Annotated in this window: 23 protein-coding genes; all 23 read right to left on the bottom strand. The window is 66.0% G+C overall.

Going from position 1 to position 20,925, the window contains the following annotated elements:
* Nucleotides 1–15: 15 nt before the first annotated feature.
* A complete protein-coding gene (locus JJJ16_RS02535; RefSeq protein WP_219751260.1) occupies nucleotides 16–1,014 on the bottom strand; it encodes a hypothetical protein in 999 nt (332 codons plus the stop codon).
* Nucleotides 1,014–2,462, bottom strand: coding sequence for a hypothetical protein (locus JJJ16_RS02530; RefSeq protein WP_219751954.1), 1,449 nt, complete (start codon nucleotides 2,460–2,462; stop codon nucleotides 1,014–1,016). The genes JJJ16_RS02535 and JJJ16_RS02530 overlap by 1 nt, the downstream gene beginning before the upstream one ends.
* A gap of 152 nt (nucleotides 2,463–2,614) precedes the next feature.
* Nucleotides 2,615–2,857, bottom strand: a complete 243-nt coding sequence (locus tag JJJ16_RS02525; RefSeq protein ID WP_219751259.1) for a hypothetical protein — start codon at nucleotides 2,855–2,857, stop codon at nucleotides 2,615–2,617.
* 50 nt (nucleotides 2,858–2,907) lie between these two features.
* Nucleotides 2,908–4,098 carry an N-acetylglucosamine-6-phosphate deacetylase gene (locus tag JJJ16_RS02520; protein ID WP_219751258.1) on the bottom strand — a complete coding sequence of 397 codons (1,191 nt, stop codon included), beginning with the start codon at nucleotides 4,096–4,098 and terminating at the stop codon, nucleotides 2,908–2,910.
* Nucleotides 4,099–4,124: 26 nt separating this feature from the next.
* Nucleotides 4,125–5,231 (bottom strand): DNA glycosylase AlkZ-like family protein, encoded by a 1,107-nt coding sequence (locus tag JJJ16_RS02515; protein ID WP_219751257.1) that lies wholly within the window; start codon nucleotides 5,229–5,231, stop codon nucleotides 4,125–4,127.
* Nucleotides 5,231–5,923 carry an endonuclease NucS gene (gene nucS / locus JJJ16_RS02510; protein WP_219751256.1) on the bottom strand — a complete coding sequence of 231 codons (693 nt, stop codon included), beginning with the start codon at nucleotides 5,921–5,923 and terminating at the stop codon, nucleotides 5,231–5,233. The genes JJJ16_RS02515 and nucS overlap by 1 nt, the downstream gene beginning before the upstream one ends.
* A gap of 22 nt (nucleotides 5,924–5,945) precedes the next feature.
* Complete coding sequence (locus JJJ16_RS02505) at nucleotides 5,946–6,350, bottom strand: DUF2550 family protein (RefSeq protein WP_060566927.1); 405 nt, start codon at nucleotides 6,348–6,350, stop codon at nucleotides 5,946–5,948.
* A gap of 25 nt (nucleotides 6,351–6,375) precedes the next feature.
* A complete protein-coding gene (locus JJJ16_RS02500; RefSeq protein ID WP_003792926.1) occupies nucleotides 6,376–6,648 on the bottom strand; it encodes a F0F1 ATP synthase subunit epsilon in 273 nt (90 codons plus the stop codon).
* A complete protein-coding gene (gene atpD, locus JJJ16_RS02495; protein WP_219751255.1) occupies nucleotides 6,648–8,096 on the bottom strand; it encodes a F0F1 ATP synthase subunit beta in 1,449 nt (482 codons plus the stop codon). The genes JJJ16_RS02500 and atpD overlap by 1 nt, the downstream gene beginning before the upstream one ends.
* A 25-nt stretch (nucleotides 8,097–8,121) precedes the next feature.
* Complete coding sequence (locus JJJ16_RS02490) at nucleotides 8,122–9,051, bottom strand: F0F1 ATP synthase subunit gamma (protein ID WP_219751254.1); 930 nt, start codon at nucleotides 9,049–9,051, stop codon at nucleotides 8,122–8,124.
* Nucleotides 9,052–9,054: 3 nt separating this feature from the next.
* Nucleotides 9,055–10,692 (bottom strand): F0F1 ATP synthase subunit alpha, encoded by a 1,638-nt coding sequence (gene atpA / locus JJJ16_RS02485; RefSeq protein ID WP_007589411.1) that lies wholly within the window; start codon nucleotides 10,690–10,692, stop codon nucleotides 9,055–9,057.
* A 47-nt stretch (nucleotides 10,693–10,739) separates the two neighbouring features.
* Nucleotides 10,740–11,558: a F0F1 ATP synthase subunit delta gene (locus tag JJJ16_RS02480; protein ID WP_219751253.1), complete on the bottom strand. Its 819-nt coding sequence runs from the start codon at nucleotides 11,556–11,558 to the stop codon at nucleotides 10,740–10,742.
* The gene (gene atpF / locus JJJ16_RS02475) at nucleotides 11,555–12,115 is read right to left on the bottom strand and encodes a F0F1 ATP synthase subunit B (protein WP_070835030.1); all 561 of its coding nucleotides are present in this window, start codon (nucleotides 12,113–12,115) and stop codon (nucleotides 11,555–11,557) included. Before atpF ends, JJJ16_RS02480 begins: the two co-directional genes overlap by 4 nt.
* 5 nt (nucleotides 12,116–12,120) lie before the next feature.
* On the bottom strand, nucleotides 12,121–12,330 hold the full coding sequence (gene atpE, locus JJJ16_RS02470) for an ATP synthase F0 subunit C (protein ID WP_003792932.1): 210 nt from the start codon (nucleotides 12,328–12,330) through the stop codon (nucleotides 12,121–12,123).
* A gap of 40 nt (nucleotides 12,331–12,370) precedes the next feature.
* A complete protein-coding gene (atpB, locus tag JJJ16_RS02465; RefSeq protein ID WP_176748682.1) occupies nucleotides 12,371–13,261 on the bottom strand; it encodes a F0F1 ATP synthase subunit A in 891 nt (296 codons plus the stop codon).
* An 82-nt stretch (nucleotides 13,262–13,343) separates the two neighbouring features.
* A complete protein-coding gene (locus JJJ16_RS02460; protein ID WP_034467456.1) occupies nucleotides 13,344–13,637 on the bottom strand; it encodes a hypothetical protein in 294 nt (97 codons plus the stop codon).
* On the bottom strand, nucleotides 13,634–14,740 hold the full coding sequence (locus JJJ16_RS02455; RefSeq protein WP_070835031.1) for an MraY family glycosyltransferase: 1,107 nt from the start codon (nucleotides 14,738–14,740) through the stop codon (nucleotides 13,634–13,636). The genes JJJ16_RS02460 and JJJ16_RS02455 overlap by 4 nt, the downstream gene beginning before the upstream one ends.
* Entirely contained in the window at nucleotides 14,737–15,411 is a 675-nt protein-coding gene (locus tag JJJ16_RS02450) for an L-threonylcarbamoyladenylate synthase (RefSeq protein ID WP_070835032.1), read from the bottom strand. The genes JJJ16_RS02455 and JJJ16_RS02450 overlap by 4 nt, the downstream gene beginning before the upstream one ends.
* Nucleotides 15,408–16,319 carry a N5-glutamine methyltransferase family protein gene (locus JJJ16_RS02445; protein ID WP_070835033.1) on the bottom strand — a complete coding sequence of 304 codons (912 nt, stop codon included), beginning with the start codon at nucleotides 16,317–16,319 and terminating at the stop codon, nucleotides 15,408–15,410. The genes JJJ16_RS02450 and JJJ16_RS02445 overlap by 4 nt, the downstream gene beginning before the upstream one ends.
* Nucleotides 16,316–17,410 (bottom strand): peptide chain release factor 1, encoded by a 1,095-nt coding sequence (gene prfA, locus JJJ16_RS02440; protein WP_219751252.1) that lies wholly within the window; start codon nucleotides 17,408–17,410, stop codon nucleotides 16,316–16,318. The genes JJJ16_RS02445 and prfA overlap by 4 nt, the downstream gene beginning before the upstream one ends.
* 94 nt (nucleotides 17,411–17,504) lie before the next feature.
* Nucleotides 17,505–17,726: a 50S ribosomal protein L31 gene (rpmE, locus tag JJJ16_RS02435; protein WP_007589405.1), complete on the bottom strand. Its 222-nt coding sequence runs from the start codon at nucleotides 17,724–17,726 to the stop codon at nucleotides 17,505–17,507.
* 216 nt (nucleotides 17,727–17,942) lie between these two features.
* A complete protein-coding gene (locus JJJ16_RS02430; RefSeq protein ID WP_225904965.1) occupies nucleotides 17,943–19,142 on the bottom strand; it encodes a DUF5129 domain-containing protein in 1,200 nt (399 codons plus the stop codon).
* A 51-nt stretch (nucleotides 19,143–19,193) separates the two neighbouring features.
* On the bottom strand, nucleotides 19,194–20,858 hold the full coding sequence (locus tag JJJ16_RS02425; RefSeq protein ID WP_225904964.1) for a DUF5129 domain-containing protein: 1,665 nt from the start codon (nucleotides 20,856–20,858) through the stop codon (nucleotides 19,194–19,196).
* Nucleotides 20,859–20,925 lie beyond the last annotated feature (67 nt).

Here is a 20,925-nt window from a genome sequence, read left to right as displayed (position 1 = left end):
CGCTGTTGGTGAAAATCAGCCCGGGCTCGACGACGGATCGAGCGTCACGGACACAATGGCGTACTCACCGCCAACGATCTGGGGAGTTCCCCCCGCAGTCTTCGAAGGAATACGCATCAGGATCGTTGCCAGGTACTCCGCGGTAGCGGTGCCTTCGACAGTCGTACCGTCAGCACTCATCGTCGCCGTCTTACCGCCCAGGTTCATGGTCGCGCCCGCGACCGTGCGCTGGTAGGTCAGCGTGAACTTGAAGTTGGCCGCAACCAAAGCCGAACCGTCCTGGAGAACCAGGCCGGAGATCGGGTAGTCCGTCGCCGTGGCCGCGGCGGTCACGCTGCCGGCAGCACTCACCGAGGAGTTCAAATCGCTGACGTTCGACAGGTAGGTCTTCGTGAAGTCGTCAGCGACGAACTGCGTCGTGTCCTGGTTGCCCGAGTTCAGCATCGTGATGTACTGAGCGAGCGCAGCTTCAGGGCTCACCGTGAAGCCCTCGGAGGTACCGGTGACGTAGGCGGAGCCGGTTCCCACCGGGGGCAGCGTCAGCTGGGTGCCGCCCAGGAGGCGCGCATAGTTCGTCAGCTGGTAGTCGGAACGCGCCGAATCCTGCACGTAGACCTGCAGCACGGGCAGCGCCGTCGAGGAGGACTCGGAGATGTTGAAGATCGCACGAGGCCACGAGTCGGAGTTCGTGATGGCCAGCGAGGCCGGCGTGAAGTCAAGGGCCTGCGGTGTCTGGCCCGAGGCCTTCGCGTATGCGTACTGGGCAGTGCGGTACGCCAGGGCACCCTGCGAGACGCGTCCCGACAGGTCCGAGGCGTCCTGCGACGCATCCGCAGTGGTCATGGCCTTACCGGTCGCGTCGAGAACGGAGGAGATGCGCTCGAGGTCGAGGTTGGCGGCGCTCTGCGCCTCCTCACCCGACTGGGCGACGATCTCGTTCGAGCAAGCGCTCATTCCCAGTGCGGAGGTCATGAGCAGGGCGGCCGCAGCTGCGGCGAGGGTGCGTCGTTTCATCACTTACCTTCCTGGCGGTCCTTCAGCCAGCCGGACATGATCGAGGTCCAACCGCCGGTCGAGGACGCGTCGTCATCGGGTGCCGACGTCGGCGCGGGAGCCTGCTCGGCGTTGCGCGGACGCGTCACCGGGATCAAGCCCGTGTTGAATTCCTGGCCATCCACCACGACGACCTGCTCGCCGTTGTTGCGGGCCTCGCGTAGTGCGCGGCGCGACGGCAGCGTGCGGCCACCGCGGATACCGGACAGGTCGATGACGCCGGTATCGGTCGTGGCGCGCTCCGGCGGGTCCTGGTCGATCGGACCATTGTCGAGGCCGTGGCGGCCACGACGCTCGAAGGTATCGGTCAGCGGGTCCGGGACGTACTCCTCGGAGGCGTCAACGGTAGGCTGTGCCTGCTCGGCGTTGTCGTCCGAGGCCTCGGCGGGCTGCGCGGGGGCCTCGTCGGTGGGGGCGGTCTCGGCGTTATCCTCGGCCACGGTCTCGTCAGCTTCTGCGACGGGAGCTTCGGCGTCCTCGGCCTCATTCTTGCCGGACGCGAAGGCGGCGGCACCCCACGTGGGAGCGTCGTCCGCAGGCTTCTCCTCGGCCTCAGCCTCACGCTGCTCCGCCTCTTCCACAGACGGCTCGTCGGCCTTTGCCGGCTCGGATGCCGCGACAGCCGCCGGGGCAGCCTCGCGGGCAGCCGCAATGCGCTCGGCGACGGCGGCGGAGTTGATCGAGGAGGTCTCGAGGGAGTCGGCCTTACGGCGCTCTTCGATGCGGGCCTCGCGAATCTTGCGCAGACGCAGGAGCTGCCAGCGCGTGAGGAAGAGCGCGAGCGCAATCAGGGCGAAGACGCATGCGGCAAGGAACGCGATGATGGCGAGGGTGTTGGTCTGCTCGACCTTCCAGGTCAGCGTCAGTGTGAGGTCGTCAGGGCCAGCGGCCGAAGCGGCGAGAGCGGAACGGCCCGACGGAACGTTCTCGAGGTCCAGGCTCACGGTGCCCTCACCGCTGGCCTGCTTGAACCACATGTCGGAGGAGGCGAGCTGCTGCACGAGGTCGGCGGACGACGGCTCGGCAAGGGGCTGCGCACCGGACTGCACGCCCGACTGTGCGCCAGACTGGGCCGGGGTGGGCGACGGGACGCGAGACGGGCCGATCGCATCGTGCGACTCGGCCTTCAGCTTCGTACGGTCGGACTCAACGCCGATGACCTCGGTGTAGGCGGCGTCGCCGATCCAACCCTTGACATCCTGCGTGGTGCCGATGCTCAGCGTCACGGGTGCGCCCGACTTCGACGTCGCGGTGACCGTCACGTCGTCCTTCACGATCGACAGCACGTTGCCGCGCGTCATGATCAGATCGGTCGGAGACACGACCGACGAGACCTGATGCGTCGGCGGCCGCAGCACGGTCACACCGAGCAGCCCGACGAGCACGCATACGAGAGCCACAACGCCCATCGACGATGCCGCCACGTATCGCTTAAAGAGTTCCACGGTTGCTCCTCACGTCCAACACCCGCACTGCGGGCATTCTTCAGGCTCCACTTTACGTGCTCACCCCGTTGACGGCCGAATTCGCACGCGGGGCAGTGATGCATCACATCCGCGCGTCACAGGGGACGCAGTCCTCGCCGCCAGCACTCCGAGTGCCAGTGACGGCGTCCCTCGACTCCCTGGGGCAGGCCAAACGGCGCTTCTTCGGGCCATGCAACCACGTGCGCGGTACCCGCGGGAATCGGGCGCAAGCAGGCCGGGCAGGTGTATTCCTTCGCCGAACCGGGCAGGCGGCGCACCTGATAAGCGCCCCCGTCAGGGCCGCGTTCCGTACGCGGCACAGAGGCGAGGCGGTCCATCTGCAATGGACGCGCCTCGCCCCACGGTCGCTTCTTGCTTCGTTTGCCTCTCACGCAACCACAGTGCCACGTCGCCAGACGCGGCGCACGACGAGGTCAGAGTCGACCTCGACGATATCGGCCTTCTTTCCGGGCGCCAGCGAGCCGATCGTGTCATCGCCCAGAATCGTAGCTCCCTGAGCGGAGGCCATGTACACGGCGTCGACCAGCGGAATCCCGCCCTTGGTGACGGCTACGCGCACGCAGTCCATGAGGTGCGCCGTGCCGCCCGCGATGGAGTTGCCGTGAGCCAGCCGCGCGACGCCGTCCTTCACGATGACGTCCTGGGGGCCGAGCGTGTATTCGCCATCGGCCATGCCGGCGGCCGCCATCGCGTCGGTGATGAGCACGACGTGCTCGCGGCCCACCAGCTCGTACACGTCGCGCACGAGCGAAGGATCGACGTGGACGGAGTCGCAGATCAGCTCGGCGACGGCACCACCGCGCGCGGCGTCCGAGAGGAACTCGGCGATCGGACCGGTGTCGCGGTGGTGCAGCGGGCGCATACCGTTGAACAGGTGGGTGATCGTCGCACGCGGGCCACGCTTGGTCTCCACCTGCGCGAAACGCCCGCGCGAGTAGGCCAGAGCCTCGCGAGCCTTCACAGAGTTGGAGTCAGTGTGTCCCCAGGAAGGCAGCGCTCCCCCGTCAATGAGGGCCTCGGCGACCGAGCCGGGGCCGTAGGCGTTCGGCTTCTCGGGGGCCAGCGTCATGGACAGCGCGTACCCCTGGCAGTCCTCGATGAGGGTACGCGTCAGGTCCGCGTCGGGATCGACGATGTAGGTCGGGTCCTGGGCGCCGCAGCGCTCGTGGGAGACGAAGGGCCCCTCGAAGTGGATACCCGCGAGCTCATCGGCCTTCGCCAGCTCAGCCAGGGTCTTCGCACGAGCACGCAGCACCTCGGCGGAGGCGGTCACGCAGGATGCGACGAGGGAGGTCGTACCGTGACGGCGATGCTCGAGGACAGCAACGAGAGCGGCCTCGGCGGTCTCAGCGTTGGGGAAGGATTCTCCGCCGCCGCCGTGGCAGTGCACATCGACGAGGCCGGGGAGGAAGGTCGAATCACTGGCCTCGGGCACCTCGCCCTCGTACTCGGAAACGGGACACACACGGGTAATAGTCGCGCCGTCGAACTCGATAATTCCGTCCTCAACGACGGTATCTTCCAGAACCAGACGGCCACGCAACACAGAAGTAGTCATGCATTAATTGTGGCACAAATGACACTTCACTGCTGCGTCTCAGACAACCATTTCTCCCAGTCGCCGAACGCCCATCGCGCCGATTCCTCATAGGTCCCGCAGCCGTCGGCAGTCACAACCTGGCTGCCGGGGGCGCGCACGGCAACCACGCGTCCACCTGCGACAGCAATCGGACGGAACATCCCGTTCTTCGCCGGGCAGATCAAAGCCTCGCCCGCCTCGTCCGTCAGACAGGAACGGTCCTTGTAACCGACATGCAGCTCATCAAACGAGGGCAGCGCGAGCATCGCCTCCGCCTCAGCGCGGAAGTCTTCCACGAGATCTGTGAGATCCGCGCGAGCCAGACCGGCTCCACATTCTGCAAGAGGAAGGCCCATGCTCTCTCCCGCCACACGCGCCCCGACCAACGCTCGACGCGCTTCGGTGAGAGTCAACCCGGTCCACCTAGCCAGGTCCGCCTCGTCGACAGGACCATGCCCCCAGGCGTAACGCGCTGCCAGGACCGCGAGGGCTTCTTCGTGCCCCGACTCCCCTTTAGCGACACCGGGAGCGTCCGGTAGTGGGCGCGCGTCGACTATCAGGTGTTCACCTGCGCGCACAGGACCAGCGGTAAGCACACCGTCCAGGTTCAGGCGCATGATGAGGTGGCGGCGCCGTAGCCCGTCCTGCGAGGAGGAAGCCGTCACTGTATCGATCCCACTACTGCCCCACGCCTCGACAAGCTCGGCGCGGCTCACTCCCTGGGGCGAGGTCTCCAGCAGGTCACACGCAACCTGCGCCGCACGTTCGACAAGAGCATCAGTGAGGCCCAGAGAAAGCGCCTGGCGTTCCCACGCCGCACGGCGGTGACGCAGCAGTCGGCGCAGCCAATGGTGGTCGCGGGCGCTCGTCACGTGAACGGTGCCACGCATGGGCCAAGATCGAACCAGCTCACCGCGCGCGAACGACTCCTCGACACGAGCGCGCGACACACCCACGCAGCGCACGCCAATCGCCCACGGGATCGCGCTCGCCTGCTGGCCTTGCAATGCCAGCAGATTCTCCACGGCGTCCATCGGTGAACGCGCCGCGGTCGCAGGAACGAGTCCTTGGGCGATGATTCTCCCCAGGCTCGCCCGACGGGATGCCTCCATCAGAAAAGTCGAGACTCGGGGTCATCCACCCCGCGCATCGCGTCGTAGTCCAGCACCACGCAGCGGATACCGCGATCCTCGGCGAGGGTGCGCGCCTGCTTGGTGATCTCCTGGGCTGCGAAAATACCGGTCACGTCGCCGAGGAGGGCGTCGCGCCCCAGCAGCGACAGGTAGCGCGTCAGCTGCTCAACACCATCGATGCCGCCCCGGCGCTTCACCTCGATCGCCACGTGATTGCCGTCGGCGTCGCGCACCATGAGGTCCACTGGACCCACGGGCGTGGGGAACTCGCGGCGCACCAGCTCCCAGCCCTCACCAAGGATCTGAGGCACCTGCTCCGCGAGAAGCTCCTGCAGGTGCGCCTCGACGCCATCCTTCACGAGGCCGGGGTCGACACCCAGGTCCTCGGAGACATCCGCGATGATCTCGTGGATGCGGATGATCAGCTTGTCGTCAGTCTTGTCGGCCTGAACCGTCCAGACCTGCTCGACGCCCTCCTCGTCCTCGCCGGGTTCCCCCATGGAAACCGTGCAGGGTGCCGTCATCCAGTTGAGCGGCTTATAGGAACCGCCCTCGGAATGGATGAGGACAGAGCCGTCACGTTTGAGCATGATGACGCGCTTGGCAGGGTCCAGGTGGGCGCTCAGACGACCGGAATAATCAACGGTGCAGGTAGCAATAACAATACGCACCCCGTGAGCTTACCAATCCTGCTCACACGAGGCGCGGAGGACCAGACTCCACCCACGAGACCAATCCGTTATATGTCAAGCGTTCTACGGCCACCTCGTAACGATGGTCACCGTACGCCAGGCGCACCTCGACGACGGAACCGTCGGCCGAGTGCGCAATCGGGGCCGAGACCTCCATACCCCGACGCGGGATCGAATACACCGGCTTGAAGGTCAGCCCCACCAGCCGATACCAGGACAGCTCCTCGACGCCATACACGCCGATGCCGGCCGTCCATCCCGAATGAACGTCCGGGCGCGACCAACAGCGGAACGCCCCCAAACGCGAAACGATCCTGCGGGCACGCACATTCATGTACGCCCACAGGATCGCCCCCACGCACGCGAGGAGAACCGCACACCAGATCACGATCGTCATCAGGCTCATGAGGTCCTCCTCGCGTTGCGTCGACTTACTGTTCTGCCACTGTAGCGTGGTCGGCCACGACCGTGACGAAATCCGAGTCGACTGAGGCGAATCCCCCAGTGACCTGGAAGGACACGACCTCATCCGCGCGCGACACCGTCACGGTGCCCTCGCTCAGCTGAGCGAGGAGGGGCTGACGACCCGGCAGCACGCCGAGGCTTCCGTCGACCGTCGGAAACTGGACGGACGCGGCCGCGCCGTGCCACAGGCGTCCCTCGTGGGAGACGACCTCGACCTGCAAGGACTTGCCCGATGCCATCAGGCTTCCTTGGCCAGCTCGTGAGCGTTGCGCTCCAGGTCGTCGATGCCACCGCAGTTGTAGAACGCCTGCTCCGGAACATCGTCGTAGTAGCCCTCGGCGATGCGCTTGAACGCCTCAATGGTCTCCGACAGCGGCACGGTCGAGCCGGGCACGCCCGTGAACTTCTCAGCCATGTACATGTTCTGCGAGAGGAACTGCTCGATGCGGCGAGCACGTGCGACGGTGACCTTGTCGTCCTCGCTCAGCTCGTCGACGCCGAGGATGGCGATGATGTCCTGCAGTTCCTTGTTCTTCTGCAGGATGGCCTTGACGTGCGTGGCGACGTCGTAGTGCTCACGGCCGACCAGGGCCGGGTCGAGGATACGCGAGGTCGAAGCCAGCGGATCCACGGCGGGGTAAATACCCTTGGCCGCAATCTCACGGGAGAGCTCGGTCGTCGCATCCAGGTGGGCGAAGGTCGTCGCCGGAGCCGGGTCGGTGTAGTCGTCGGCGGGAACGTAAATCGCCTGCAGCGAGGTGATCGAGTGACCACCGGCCGACGTAATGCGCTCCTGGAGCAGACCCATCTCGTCAGCCAGGTTGGGCTGGTAGCCCACGGCCGAGGGCATGCGGCCCAGCAGCGTGGAAACCTCGGAGCCCGCCTGGGTGAAGCGGAAGATGTTGTCGATGAACAGGAGGACGTCCTGGTGCTGGACATCGCGGAAGTACTCCGCCATGGTCAGGCCCGTCAGGGCGATGCGCAGACGCGTGCCCGGCGGCTCGTCCATCTGGCCGAAGACAAGGGCGGTCTTGTCGAAGACGCCCGCCTCTTCCATTTCGCCGATGAGGTCGTTACCCTCGCGGGTACGCTCGCCGACGCCGGCGAACACGGAGACGCCGCCGTGGTCCTGGGCCACGCGCTGGATCATCTCCTGGATGAGAACGGTCTTGCCGACGCCCGCACCACCGAAGAGGCCGATCTTACCGCCCTGCACGTAGGGGGTCAGCAGGTCGATGACCTTGATACCGGTCTCAAACATCTTGGTGCGCGCCTCGAGCTGGTCGAAGGCCGGGGGCTGGCGGTGGATCGGCCAGCGCTCGGTGACCTGGAGTGTCTCGCCCTCTTCGAGGTTCAGCACGTCGCCGGTCACGTTGAACACGTGGCCCTTGGTAACGTCGCCGACGGGCACGGTGATCGGGGCGCCGGTGTCGGTGACAGGGGCGCCACGCACGAGGCCGTCGGTCGGCTTCAGCGCGATGGTACGCACGAGGTTGTCACCGAGGTGCTGGGCGACCTCGAGCGTCATCGTGAAGGTCGACTCGCCCTCACCCTGGCCCGCGAGGTTCACCTCGACGGTCAGCGCGTTATACAGCGGCGGGATGCGGTCCGGGGGAAACTCGACATCGACGACAGGGCCGACGACGCGTGCGACGCGTCCCTCGGCGATTGCATGTGTATCAGTCATGGTGTTACTCCGTGTCTCGAAGGGCTTAGCTCGCGTTAAGAGCGTCGGCCCCGCCCACGATTTCGGTGATTTCCTGGGTAATTTCCGCCTGGCGGGCCGAGTTCGCCAGACGCGTGTACTTGGTGATGAGCTCGTTCGCGTTGTCCGTCGCGGTGTGCATAGCGCGCTGGCGCGATGCAAGCTCGGACGCTGCCGACTGAAGGAGCACGTTGTGGATACGCGCCTCCACGTACAGGGGAAGAAGCGTGTCCAGAACAGCTTCCGCAGACGGAATGAACTCGTACTCCGGCTGGGCCAAGGACGGATCGTCCGCGAATCCGCGTTCGGTGGCCCGCTCCTCGTCCGATTCGGGGGCGTCGACAACCGTCAGCGGCAGCATCTGGCGCACCTCGGGAACCTGGCTCATGACGGTCTTGAAGCGCGTGTACACGAGGTGCAGGGCGCCGACACCCGTATCGGGATCCTTGTCCAAGAAACGTTCGAGCAAGACGGTCGCCATCTCACGCGCGGTCTCGGGGGACGGAGAATCCGACTCCCCTTCCCACTCGCGTTCGATGTCAACGCCGCGGAAGCGGAAGTACGCCGAGGCCCTGCGACCAAAGGTGTAGACGACGGGCTCGTAGCCGTCCTCACGCAGGTCCGCGATGAGCTTCTCAGATTCGCGCAGGATGGTCGCCGAGTAGGCTCCGGCCATACCGCGATCCGATGCCACGACCAGGATGGCCACGCGATTGGTGTCTTCGCGTTCCTCGGTCAGCGGGTGGTCGAGGTCCGTGTGGACCGCGACCGCCGCGACCGCCTGGGTCAGGGCCTTTTCGTAAGGCCCTGCCTCGGTGGCAGCGCGCCGCGCCGCGCCAATGCGAGACGCAGCGATCATCTCCATGGCGCGGAAGACCTTCGCGAGCGTCGTCGTCGAGGCGATACGCTGCTTGTAGATCCTCTGCTGTCCACCCATCGCTTAGGCCTTCTCGCTCGTGCGACCGCGCGAGATTTCCTCGCGGGTGCGCTCAGCAACGACCTCGCCGTCCTCGAGTCCGGCGGCGCCACGTCCGGCGCTGATCCACTGGTGGTGGAACTCCTCAACGGCGTTCTTGAGCGCTTCTTCCGTCTCGGAGGTCAGGTCGCCGGTCGCCGCGATCGTATCGAGCACGGTCGAGTTCGCGTGGAGGTGGTCGAGCAGGCCACGCTCGAAGCGCAGGACGTCCTCGACCTCGATGTCATCGAGGTAGCCCTTGGTGCCCATCCAGATCGAAGCGACCTGGTCTTCCATCGCGTAAGGCGTGGACTGAGGCTGCTTGAGCAGCTCCATGAGGCGCTCACCGCGGGTCAGCTGACGACGAGTCGCCGCATCCAGGTCGGAAGCGAACATGGCGAAGGCAGCCATCGAGCGGTACTGCGCGAGCGTCAGCTTGAGCGTACCGGCGACCTTCTTCATGGCCTTGGGCTGGGCCGCGCCACCAACACGGGACACGGAGATACCCACGTCGACGGCGGGACGCTGGTTCGAGTTGAACAGGTCGGACTGCAGGAAGATCTGGCCGTCGGTGATCGAAATGACATTCGTCGGGATGTAGGCCGACACGTCGTTCGCCTTGGTCTCGATGATCGGCAGGCCGGTCATCGAACCGCCACCCAAGGCGTCCGAGAGCTTCGCGCAACGCTCCAGCAGGCGGGAGTGCAAGTAGAAGACGTCGCCGGGGTAGGCTTCGCGGCCCGGCGGGCGACGCAGCAGCAGCGACACGGCGCGGTAGGCCTCGGCCTGCTTGGACAGGTCATCAAAGACGATGAGGACGTGCTTACCCTGGTACATCCAGTGCTGGCCGATGGCGGAACCCGTGTAGGGGGCCATGTACTTGTAGCCGGCGGGGTCCGAGGCCGGGGAGGCCACGATGGTCGTGTACTCCATGGCACCAGCGTCCTCGAGCGTGGAGCGCACCGATGCGATGGTCGAGCCCTTCTGGCCGATCGCCACGTAGATGCAACGCACCTGCTTGTTCGGGTCGCCGCTCTTCCAGTTCTCGCGCTGGTTGAGGATCGTGTCAAGGGCAATCGCGGTCTTACCGGTCTTGCGGTCGCCGATGATGAGCTGACGCTGGCCGCGGCCAACCGGGATCATCGAGTCGATGGCCTTCAGGCCGGTCGCGAGGGGCTCGTGGACGCTCTTACGCGCCATAACGCCGGGGGCCTGCAGTTCGAGCGCGCGGCGCCCGTCCAGGTCCGTGATCTCGCCGAGGCCGTCAATCGGGCGGCCGAGCGGGTCAACCGTGCGGCCCAGGTAGCCGTCACCGACGGGAACCGAGAGAACCTCGCCCGTGCGGTGCACGACCTGGCCCTCTTCGATGCCGCCGAAGTCACCGAGGACAACGGCACCAATCTCGCGCTGGTCGAGGTTCATGGCCAGGCCCAGCGTCCCGTCCTCGAAACGCAGCAGCTCGTTCGCCATGGTGCCGGGCAGGCCCTCGACGTGCGCGATACCATCGGCCGTTTCGATGACGTGACCCACCTCTTCGGTGGCCACGTCCGCCGGACGGTAGGACTCCATAAAGGAGTCCAGTGCTCCGCGGATTTCCTCCGGGGAGATGCTGAGGTCAGCCATGAGGATTCCTAACTAGGTAAAAGAAATTAATGTGTGTACGAGAAGTGCTAGCTGGCGATCGCGTCGCGCGCTGCACTGATGCGGCTGGCCAACGAGGCGTCGATCGCGGTCATGCCCGCGCGCAGACGGAAGCCGCCCACGACCTCGGGATCAATCGAGATCGCCAGATCAACGTCCGTGCCGTAGCGCTTCGAGAGGATGGAACGAAGGCGCTCGACCTGAGCCTCACTCATCGGGGTCGCCGTGGCGACGGTGACGAAGAGACGGTCCTGCATGGTTGCTGCCCACTGGGCGTAGCGGCGCAGATTGTGCAGCAGACGACCGTGGTTCGAGCGTCCGACCGCCCGACGCACGAGACGCATCGTCCAGGTGCTGACGCGCTCGGCGAAGAGCCTCGACGCGACATCGCCGCGCTCGTGTGCGTCGCCCTTGGACTTATCCGACAGGCGCACACGCACCTCGCGGTGGTGTGCGAGGAAGTAGCGGACCTGGAACAGCTCCTCACGGACCTGCTCGAGAGCTCCCTCGGCACCGGCTGCATTGAGCACGCCGAGGATGCCGAGCACCTCGAGGGTGTCCGCCACGTCGGCCGGATGACGCCAGTGGTCGGCGACGATCGCGTTCACGACGGACAGCGTCGCGGCCGTTACGTGCGAACCGAACGCGCTGGAGGCGAGCCCCTGCTTATCTGCGGCCGACCGTGCCGGGTCGGTCGCTGCACGCGCGAGACGAGTGTTCTCCTTGAACAGGTCGGCCAGGCCGAAAAAATCCTCGGCAACCCGCATTGCGTCGGTGCCGGGGGTGGCCAGGGCCGCCGTCAGCTCCTTCGCAAAGGGGACGGACTCGATCGTGCGCATCTGTGTCATCGCTTCTCCTCGACCCGGGCGCTGTCGGCCTCGAGCTCGTCAAGGAAGCGATCGACCACGCGAGAGGTCAGCGCCGTGTCGGTGAGGTGCTCACCGATGATCTTCTCTGCCAGCTCGGAGGCGAGCAGACCCACCTCGGAGCGCAGGGAGATCTGCGCAGCCTGCTTCTCAGCGAGGATCTGACGCTCGGAGGCCTCGAGAATACGGTTGGCCTCGCTGGTTGCGTCGTGACGGGCGGCGGCCACGATGGCCTTCGCCTCCTCGTTAGCGCGCTCACGGATGGTGTGCGCTTCAGCGTGAGCCTCGCGGATAATCTCCTCGCGCTTGAGTGCAGCGGCGGCCTGATCGGCCTTCGCTTGCTCGGCGGCACCGAGGCCCTCCTCGATCTTCGCGGCGCGCTCGTCCATCGTCTTATAGATGCGAGGCAGCGCGTAGCGTCCGACGAGGAGCAGGACGATAAGCAGAACGAGAGCCGACCAGAAAATCTCGTACAGCGGCGGCAGGATGACGGCGAGGCCGCCGACCTCCTGGTCCGACGCGGCGACAATCTGGTGCATGGCGATCACTTAACGATGAGCGGCAGAACGAAGCCGATGAGGCCGAGGGCCTCGACCATGCCGGCGCCGATGATCATGTTGGTGAAGAGACGGCCGGCAACCTCGGGCTGACGGGCGGTCGCTTCCTGGGTCTTGCCGACCATGAGGCCGATGCCGAGGCCGGGGCCCAGGGTGGCGAGGCCGTAGCCGATGTAGGCGAATGCTGCGGTTCCCATAGTGGTTTCCTTCTGTTAGTAACGCCGGGTGGCGTTGGGGTCAGTGATGTTCGACGGAAAGCTTGATGTACACGGTCGACAGGATCGTGAAGATGTACGCCTGCAGGAAGGCCACGAAGACCTCGAAGCCCGTCATGACGAACATGGCGGCGCCGGTGAGCGCGGACGCCGCGGACAGGACGGAAAGCTCGTGGAGCAGAATCGCCGTACCGAAGTAGGTCATGCCCAGCAGGAGGTGGCCCGAGATCATGTTGCACAGGAGACGCAGAGTCAGCGTGACGGGGCGGACGATAAAGTTCGACAGGAACTCGATGGGCGTGATGAGCAGGTACATGGGCACGGGCAGTCCGGGCGGGAAGAGCTGCGAGGCAAAGAAACCGCCCACGCCCTGCTTGCCGATACCCGCACCGATGAAGGTCACGTACGTGATGAGCGCGAAGACCATCGGGACGGCGACGACCGACGATGCCGCGATGTTGATTCCGGGGATGATGCCCGCAATGTTCATGGACAGGACACCGAAGAACAGGAAACCGATGAAGCCGGAGAACTTGCGGCCGGTCTTGGGGCCGAGCATGTCGAGGGCTACGTTGTCGCGAATGTAACCGGCGATCGCCTCGACGGCCATCTGGCCTCGAGTGGGCACCAGCTTGGGCTTACGCGCGACCGCGACAAGAACCAGCGAGACAAGCAGCCCCATGATGATGCGGGCGAGAGTCAGTCGGTTGAACTCGAAGAACGTTCCCTCGCCGAAAATGACGTTCGGGAAGAAGTCCTCGAGGGCCGGCTGGTGGGGGTGCTGTGTGAACGCGGGGTAGGCGGTCGCAGCGATGACGATGAGGAGGATCGCGAGGCTCACCCAATACCAACGCGGCTTGGACGCGGTGCGGCGAGCAGGCGCGTGATCGGACACTGAATGTGCCTCCTTCATCTCAACTCCATTGGTTTATGTCTGCTGCCGGGGCAACTCAACCATTCTATACAGAGAAGGGGCCGCCTAGCGCGCGCAAGGGTTACTGAGTGTCGCTCGGCGCATCCACGTTCATCGTGCGCTTGCGCATCATGACCATCATCTCGACCGTCGAGGACACGATAATCGCGATGATCGTGGCGATTGCGGCCACCCGGACGTCCATGCCCAGGGCGCGCGGAACATACAGCCCGATGGCGAGCAGAGCGATCTTCGCCGCGTATCCGCCGGTCACCCATCCGATGAAGTGGGAGGGCGATCGCAGGGCGCGCGACGTGAAAAACCACTGCGCCGCAACGATGACGACGACCATGGCGAGCGCGAGCACGTAGGTCATGCGGAAACCTCCTCGGGAGTGGTCTCTTCCTTGGGGAATTCTCGGGTCGTGACGGCCACGCCGATAGCCGCAGCGGTGACTGCGACGAGAGTGACGCTCCACCACTCGAAGACGAGGAGCCCGACGGCGGGGACGCAGACAATGGCGGTCCACATCCACAGGATCGCAACGACCCCGCGGTGAGAGTGCCCGGCAACGAGCAGTCGATCATGGAAGTGGGAGCGGTCGGCAACGAAGGGGCTCTTGCCTCGGCTCATGCGGCGAATCGAGGTGACGACCAGGTCGAGGACGGGCATAAAGATGACCGAGAGCGGCAGGATGAGCGGCAGCGCGGACACAATCATCTGCTGGCGTCCGAGCAGCGAGGGGTCGATCTTGCCGGTGACGATGATGCCAGCGGCGGCCAGGACGAGGCCCATGGTCTCCGCTCCCCCGCCCATCATGATCGAAGAGGGGTGGAAGTTAAACCAGAGGAAGCCTGCGCACACACCGAGCAGAGCGATCACGATGAGGCTAGCGGTCGTCGCGTAGGAGGCCGCTCCCATGAGCCGGGTGACGATGTAGGAGTAGACGAAGAAGGACCCTGCGCCGATCGCGATCATGCCGGAGGCCAAGCCGTCGAGCCCGTCGATGAAGTTGACGGCGTTCATAATGCCGACAATGAAGAAGACGGAGACGAAGAGCCACAGTCGGGAGGATCCGAGCGTCAGGCCGAAAATCGGGAACGAGGCCAGCTGCACGCCGCCGAAAGCCATGCCGCCCGCGATGAGGACCTGCCCACCGAGCTTGGCCATCCAGTCGAGTTCGATGATGTCATCGATGATGCCGAGGATGCACATGGCGCCGGCGCCGGCCATGACGGCCCACGGGACCGTGGTCGTAAAGAGTGGCGCCATGTAGGGGATCCGGGAGGCGAGCAGCATCGTGACGATCAGCGCGATGGTCATCGCGACGCCGCCCAGGCGTGGGATGGGCTTCTTTTGCAGGTCGCGTCCGCGCAGGGGCGGCAAGATGTTGAACTGCAGGCACGCCCAGCGCACAGTCGGGGTCAGCAGGATCGTCAGGGCCATTGCGATGGCACCCAGCAGCAGGTAGACCTTCACGAAGTGGCCCCTTCGACGGGGGCGATGGGCACGCCAGCGGCTGCGCTGAGGTCTTCCAGGGAGATGGTCCCCAGGCGGAGCGCGCGGGGCGTCTCGTGCGCGCAGTCAACGATCGACGAGGCCGTGGATCCCTGGGTGGGGCCACCGTCGAGGTAGGCAGACACCAGCGTGCCGAAGTATCCGACGGCCTGCTCGACCGAGGTCGCGGGCGGCTGACCGGTCAGGTTCGCGGAGGTGACGGCCATTGGTCCGAAATCATGCAGGAGGCGCAGGAGGGCCGTCTGGTTCGGCATGCGCACGCCAATGGTGCCGCCGGTTTCGCCCAGGTCCCACCCGAGGTCGGGGCGCGCACGCAGGATGAGGGTGAGTCCACCGGGCCAGAAGGCGCGCGCAAGAGCGCGGGCGGCCTCGGGGACATCGACGCACAGCGAGTCGATCGCATCGACGGACGCGACAAGCACGGGGGGCGGCATCTGCCGTCCGCGGCCCTTGGCGGCCAGGACGGCGGCGACGGCCTCGGGGTTGGCCGCGTCCGCGCCGATGCCGTAGACGGTGTCCGTGGGTACGACGAGGAGATGGCCGTCGCACAGCTCCCGCTGGGCGCGCGCCAGGTCGTCCTCGCTCAGGGAAGGAACGGCGCTCAGGATCGTCTCTGTACTCATCGTGTTCATTGTGTCACGGATGCCGTGGGCTTCGTCGATTCGGGCGCGCGGGCGCTCAGGAAACGACGCCTGCCAGCCAGGTCGGGCAGGGTTGCGATGTCCGTCATTCCGAGCTGGGCGGCGATCGCCGCCATAGCTTCTTCCTGCGTGGGCGAGTGCTCCATCAGCAGGACACCGCCGGGACGCAGGAGGGTGAGCGCGCGGCGCGCGATGCGCGCAGGGATCTCGGTCCCATCCGGGCTTCCCCCGTACAGGGCGACGTGCGGATCGGCGCTGGCCTCGGGCTGCGTGGGCATCTCATCGGCGGGAACGTAGGGCGGGTTGGTCACGACGACGTCGACCATGCCGTCCAGGTGCGCGAGCGTGGCCGGGTCCGTCGCGTCGCCTCGCTCCAAGTGCAGGCAGGGAACGCCCACGGCGTCACGGTTCTGACAGGCGAGGGCGAAGGGCTCGGCTTCCTTCTCGACGGCCCATACCTCGGTGCGGGTCGTCTCGGTAGCCACCGCCAGCCCGATCGCGCCGGAGCCGGTGCACAGGTCGACGACGCGAGCCTCACCGTGGCGGGCGACGACCGCCATGGCCTCGTCAATCGCGAGGCCGGCAAGAACCTCGGTCTCCGGGCGCACGACGAACACGCCGGGGCGCGCGGCCAGGGTCAAGCCGCGGAAAAACATGCGACTCGTGACGTGCTGAAGGGGAATGCGCAGAGCCCTCTCCCCCACCGCCGAGCGCAGTTTCTCGGCCTGGTCCTCGTTCAGCTCCGCCGGCAGGTCCCACTGGGACGAGGCGTCGCACGCCCACTCGAGCAGCTCACGCACGTCCGCATCGACCGAGTCGATGCCGGCCGTCGTCAGGCGCTCACGCGCCCATGCACGCGCGTCGGTCAGTGTCCAGGTCCCCATGTCTCCTCCAATCATGACTGTGCGGCGGCAGCCAGGCGCTCAGCCTCATCAGCCTCCTGCAGCGAAGCGATCACAGCGTCGAGCGCGCCGGACAGGACCGCGTCCAGGTTGTGAGCCTTGAAGCCCGTACGGTGATCCGCAATGCGATTCTCCGGGAAGTTGTAGGTGCGGATGCGCTCCGAGCGGTCCACGGTGCGCACCTGGGAGAGGCGCTGGGCCGATGCCTCGGCCTCCTTCTTCGCCCTCGCCTCGGCGGCCAGTCGCGAGGCCAGCACGCGCATCGCGGCCTCCTTGTTCTGCAGCTGCGACTTCTCGTTCTGCATCGACACGACGATGCCCGAGGGAATGTGCGTGATGCGCACGGCGGAGTCGGTCGTGTTGACCGACTGGCCACCGGGGCCGCTGGACCGATAAACGTCGATACGCAGATCGTTCGGGTCGATGACGATCTCCTCGTCGTCCTCGATCTCCGGCATGACGAAAACGCCAGCGGCGCTCGTGTGAATACGGCCCTGCGACTCTGTGACGGGCACGCGCTGCACGCGGTGTACGCCGCCCTCGTACTTCAGGTGCGCCCACACGCCCTCGTCGGGAGCGGGGGTGCCCTTCGCTCGAATCGCGAGCGTGATGTCCTTGAAGCCGCCGAGCTCGGTGTGGGTCGCGCTCATCTCGGTGACGCTCCAGCCGTGTGCCTCCGCGTAGCGGGCGTACATGCGGGCCAGATCGGAGGCGAACAGCGCGGATTCTTCGCCGCCCTCACCCGCCTTGATCTCTAGGATGACGTCCATCGCATCCTCGGGGTCACGGGGAGCCAGAATCTTCACGAGTGCCTCGTGGGCAGCCGCTTCCTCTTCCTCGAGGGCGGGAATCTCGTCGGCGAAGGAGCGGTCTTCGGCGGCCAGCTCGCGCGCAGCCTCGAGGTCTCCCGAGGCGGAGGCAAGCCGATCGGCGGCGGCCTTCACGCGGCCAAGCTCGGCGTAGCGTCGACCGACTCGGCGCATCAGCTGCGGGTCCGCCAGCGTCTGGGGATCCGCCATCTGCGCCTCGACCTGCTCATATTCCTGCAGCAGGGGGCCCAGGGCGCCGAGTTCATCAGTCGCGGCCACGATTCACCACTTCCTTCGTTCCATACAGTTGACAAAGCGGCGGCGCCGTCGGCCATGGGGCCAACGACACCGCCGTTGAGCTAGCCGCTCACCCTCACTTGGAGGGGCGCACGCGCTTGCCGTAGCGAGCCTCGAACTTGGCGACGCGGCCGCCGGTGTCGAGGATCTTCTGCTTGCCCGTGTAGAACGGGTGGCAGGCCGAGCACACGTCCACGCGCATCTCACCGGAGGTGATGGTGGAACGGGTGTGGAACGAGTTGCCGCACGTGCAGGTCACGACGGTGTCCACGTATTCGGGGTGAATACCCTGCTTCATGGAGTTTCTCCTGGATCGTTTAGTGCCCCGGGTCCGGACATGCAGCGTCCCCCGCATCTGGCGGGGACTCACCTTCCAGCGCGCCAAGAAGCGCCTGGGGCATGCCGGTGAACCGGTAAGCCGACACGACATTATCGCACACGCCCCCACCCCCTTCAACGAGGGAAGGCCCCCGCGGGCGTGACATCGGCTATGAGCGGACACCGAGCACGGCGTTCAGCGTGTGCGCCCGCGCGGACCGAGGTTTGCGGCCGACGTCAGGTAGTTCGCTCGCGAGGAGCCGTACCGCGAGGTTCCATCCCACACGAGGTAGCGATGGAGGTACGCGGGCGGCACGTAGAGCTCCGCGCCAAACGCCGTGAAGCGCGCGGTGGAATGGGCCGCGCTCCCCTTGAGGTTGATACCCGCACTGTTTGCGGTCAGGCGAATCACCTGGGTGGGGTAGTAGGTGTACGTCACGCCGGCGATCCGGTACGCGCCGAGGTAGCGCGTCTCGTTGGTGCGCAGCTTCTCCCCCGCGCCGTTCCTCCAGCGCTTGTAACGCCTCCGCCCGATCATGGACGTGTCGGCACCGAGAGCCGCCTCGACGAGGCACACGAGGCGCACCCTGGCCTCGTCGGCGATCCGATCGAGCTGCGTGAGTGCCCCAGCAGGATCAATCTGCGCGCGCTCGAGGCTCGCCCCCAGGTCGCTCGCGGCCAGGCGCTGCTCATCGAGCCACAGCACGAGGGAGGCAGCCATGCTGAGGACCGTCGGGTCCATGCTTTGGCTCTGGACAGTTTGCGTGATGGTCTCAACGACGGTCAGGTCCTCGTACACCGGCCCCAGCTCGTTCTCCCACACCCTGCGCCAGGCAGGAGCCAGCGCGAACAGATCGCGCGCGGCCATCATCGCGGCGTGGGCATCCATCAGGCCGTGGAAGTCCTTGACGATCTCATCCGCCTCCCGCGCCGTTGCCGCGCTGAGCGAGGCGAGGAACGGAGGTGTCACCACCGTTGCAAGACGAACGCGAAGTTTCTCGCGCTCGGCCCGAGCGGCCTCGAGGCGCGCGCTCAGACCGCGGTCGTAGCGCCCGGCACCGAGGAGTGGGAGAAAGGCACGCTCGACCTCCAGATGACGCTTCTCGAGCGCCTCCCACCCATCGGAGGCCTTCCGCATGTTCTCGCGGGCGAGGCCGCGCAGCATCCACCCGCGCACCCAGAGGCCGACGCCCGCGAGCGTCGCCACCCACGCGTACCAGGTGGGCCACAGCATGCTGTGCGATGCGCCGACGGACACGGCGATGGCGAGCCACACGGGAGCCACCAGAAAGAGGGCCAGCCCCGCCAGGAGTCGCCCACAGCCGCGCACGTTGCGCATGACCGCGCGAGGATGCTGGGGTGCGTGACTCATCGTTTCCGTTGCCTGAGACGTCATGGCTCCACTCTGGCACGGATCGCCTTCAGTTGCCCGGTATCCGGATGGGACTCAGAAGGACGAGGAAGAGCCGGAGCCCGAGAAGCCGCCCGAGGATGAGCCGTAGTCCGCTGAACTGGTCGAGGAGCTGGACGGGTCGTAGTCGACGTAGCGGTCGAGATACGTCGGGTACGCCCAGACAGACACATTGTTCGCCTGGAAGCGACCGGTCCTCTCCGCAGCCTTGCCCATGAGGCGAACGCCCGCGGAGTTCGCGGTCAAACGGATCGTCGAGGCGGGATTGTACTCGTGGCGGTGCCCGTCGCTCAGGTACGTGCCTTTGTAGAGCACATCGCTGGCGCTGACGGTGCCGCCCCTGTTGCTCTCCCAGTGTTCGTAGCGCGCACGCCCCGACGAGGAGGTGTCGGCGACGAGTGCCTGTCCGATGAGCTTCGTCAGGCGCGCCCGGGACTCGGCCGCGATCCGGTCCAGTTCGTCGAGCGCCTGCACCGGAGTGATATCCGCACGCTCCAGGCTGTTTCCGAGTCCGACGATGATGTCCCTCTGCTCGTTCGTCCAGCGGTTAAACGCCTCGACTGCGTTCTTCACTTGACGCTTCTTGACGCGGTTGCGCACCTTGACCGAGATGGAATCCGCCGCCAGCAGGTCTTCGAAGACCGGACCCACCTCGTTGTCCCACAGAGTGCGCCACCGTGGTGCCAGCGCGAAAAAGTCGCGTGCGGCAAAGATCGCGTCATCGGCGGCCGACAGCAGCTCGATATCTTCGAGCAGATCCTCCCTCTCGCTCGCCGCGCCGGCGCTAAGGGATCCGAAAAACCCAGGGGACTTCAACACGGAGACGCGCTCGCGCACCTTCTTGCGCTCCTGGTTAGCGCACCCGTAGCGCACGGTCAGCCCCTTGCTGTAGTGACCGGCATCGACGACCGAGTGGAAGGCTCGATCCACCTCCGAGCGACGCCCCTCCATCTCCTTCCACGCCTCGGCAATACGCTCGGAGCTGTCTCGCACCGTCCGGCGCAGGCTGCGTCCGCGCAGGAGCACGCCGATGCCCGTAAGCGAGATCAGCCATCCCAACCAGTCGGGCCACACGACTCTGTTCTCAATGCTGCGGCCCGATTCGTTCGGGATGGATGCGGCTGCCTTAGTGGCCGCCGCTACCATCCCCTCACTCCAGCGGCCCGCACGGAAGTCATCCTTCGCGGCGTCCTGAATCTTCTCTTGAACGGAAAGCAGAGGTGCAATGTCCTCGCCGAAGTACGTCCCCACCTTGCGATAGGTCGGCGACACCGACAGGATCAGGTAGCCGTCGGCCCACTTGTAGCCATTGGGCGAGATCCACTCCTTGTGCCCCGCCCGCGCGTACTTCAGGGTCGCCTCGTCCAGGTTGTCGTCCACCACGTCATCCGTCGATAAGATGACGAGGTGGATGGGACGTGCGAACGCGACGCCGCCGAGGACGTCTTTCAGCGTGTGACCGTCGATCGGCTCGAAGCTCCCCGTCTCGTCGTACACGTCGACGGACGGAGTAACGAGTTCGTTTGCCGGCACCGTGGGCCGGGTGTAATCAACGAGGGAGAATACCAGCCACACGGGAACGCAGATCGCCATGACGACCCCCAGCAGGATCCGCCCCATGCCCAGGGCTGAGCGCTTCACGTCTCGTGCCGTCATGTGGCCGCGTTCCTCGTTTGCCGATTCGGTCGTCGCAGAAGTCATAGAGTCACTCTGACACGACGGTCAGGTTCGCGCTCGCCGGTTCAGCCGCTTTCGAGACAGGAAAACG

It is taken from the genome of Schaalia sp. ORNL0103 (assembly GCF_019429565.1).
In the GTDB taxonomy this organism is placed as follows: domain Bacteria; phylum Actinomycetota; class Actinomycetes; order Actinomycetales; family Actinomycetaceae; genus Pauljensenia.
Note: the sequence above shows the minus strand (reverse complement) of the source record. Positions and strands in the feature narration are given on the sequence as shown.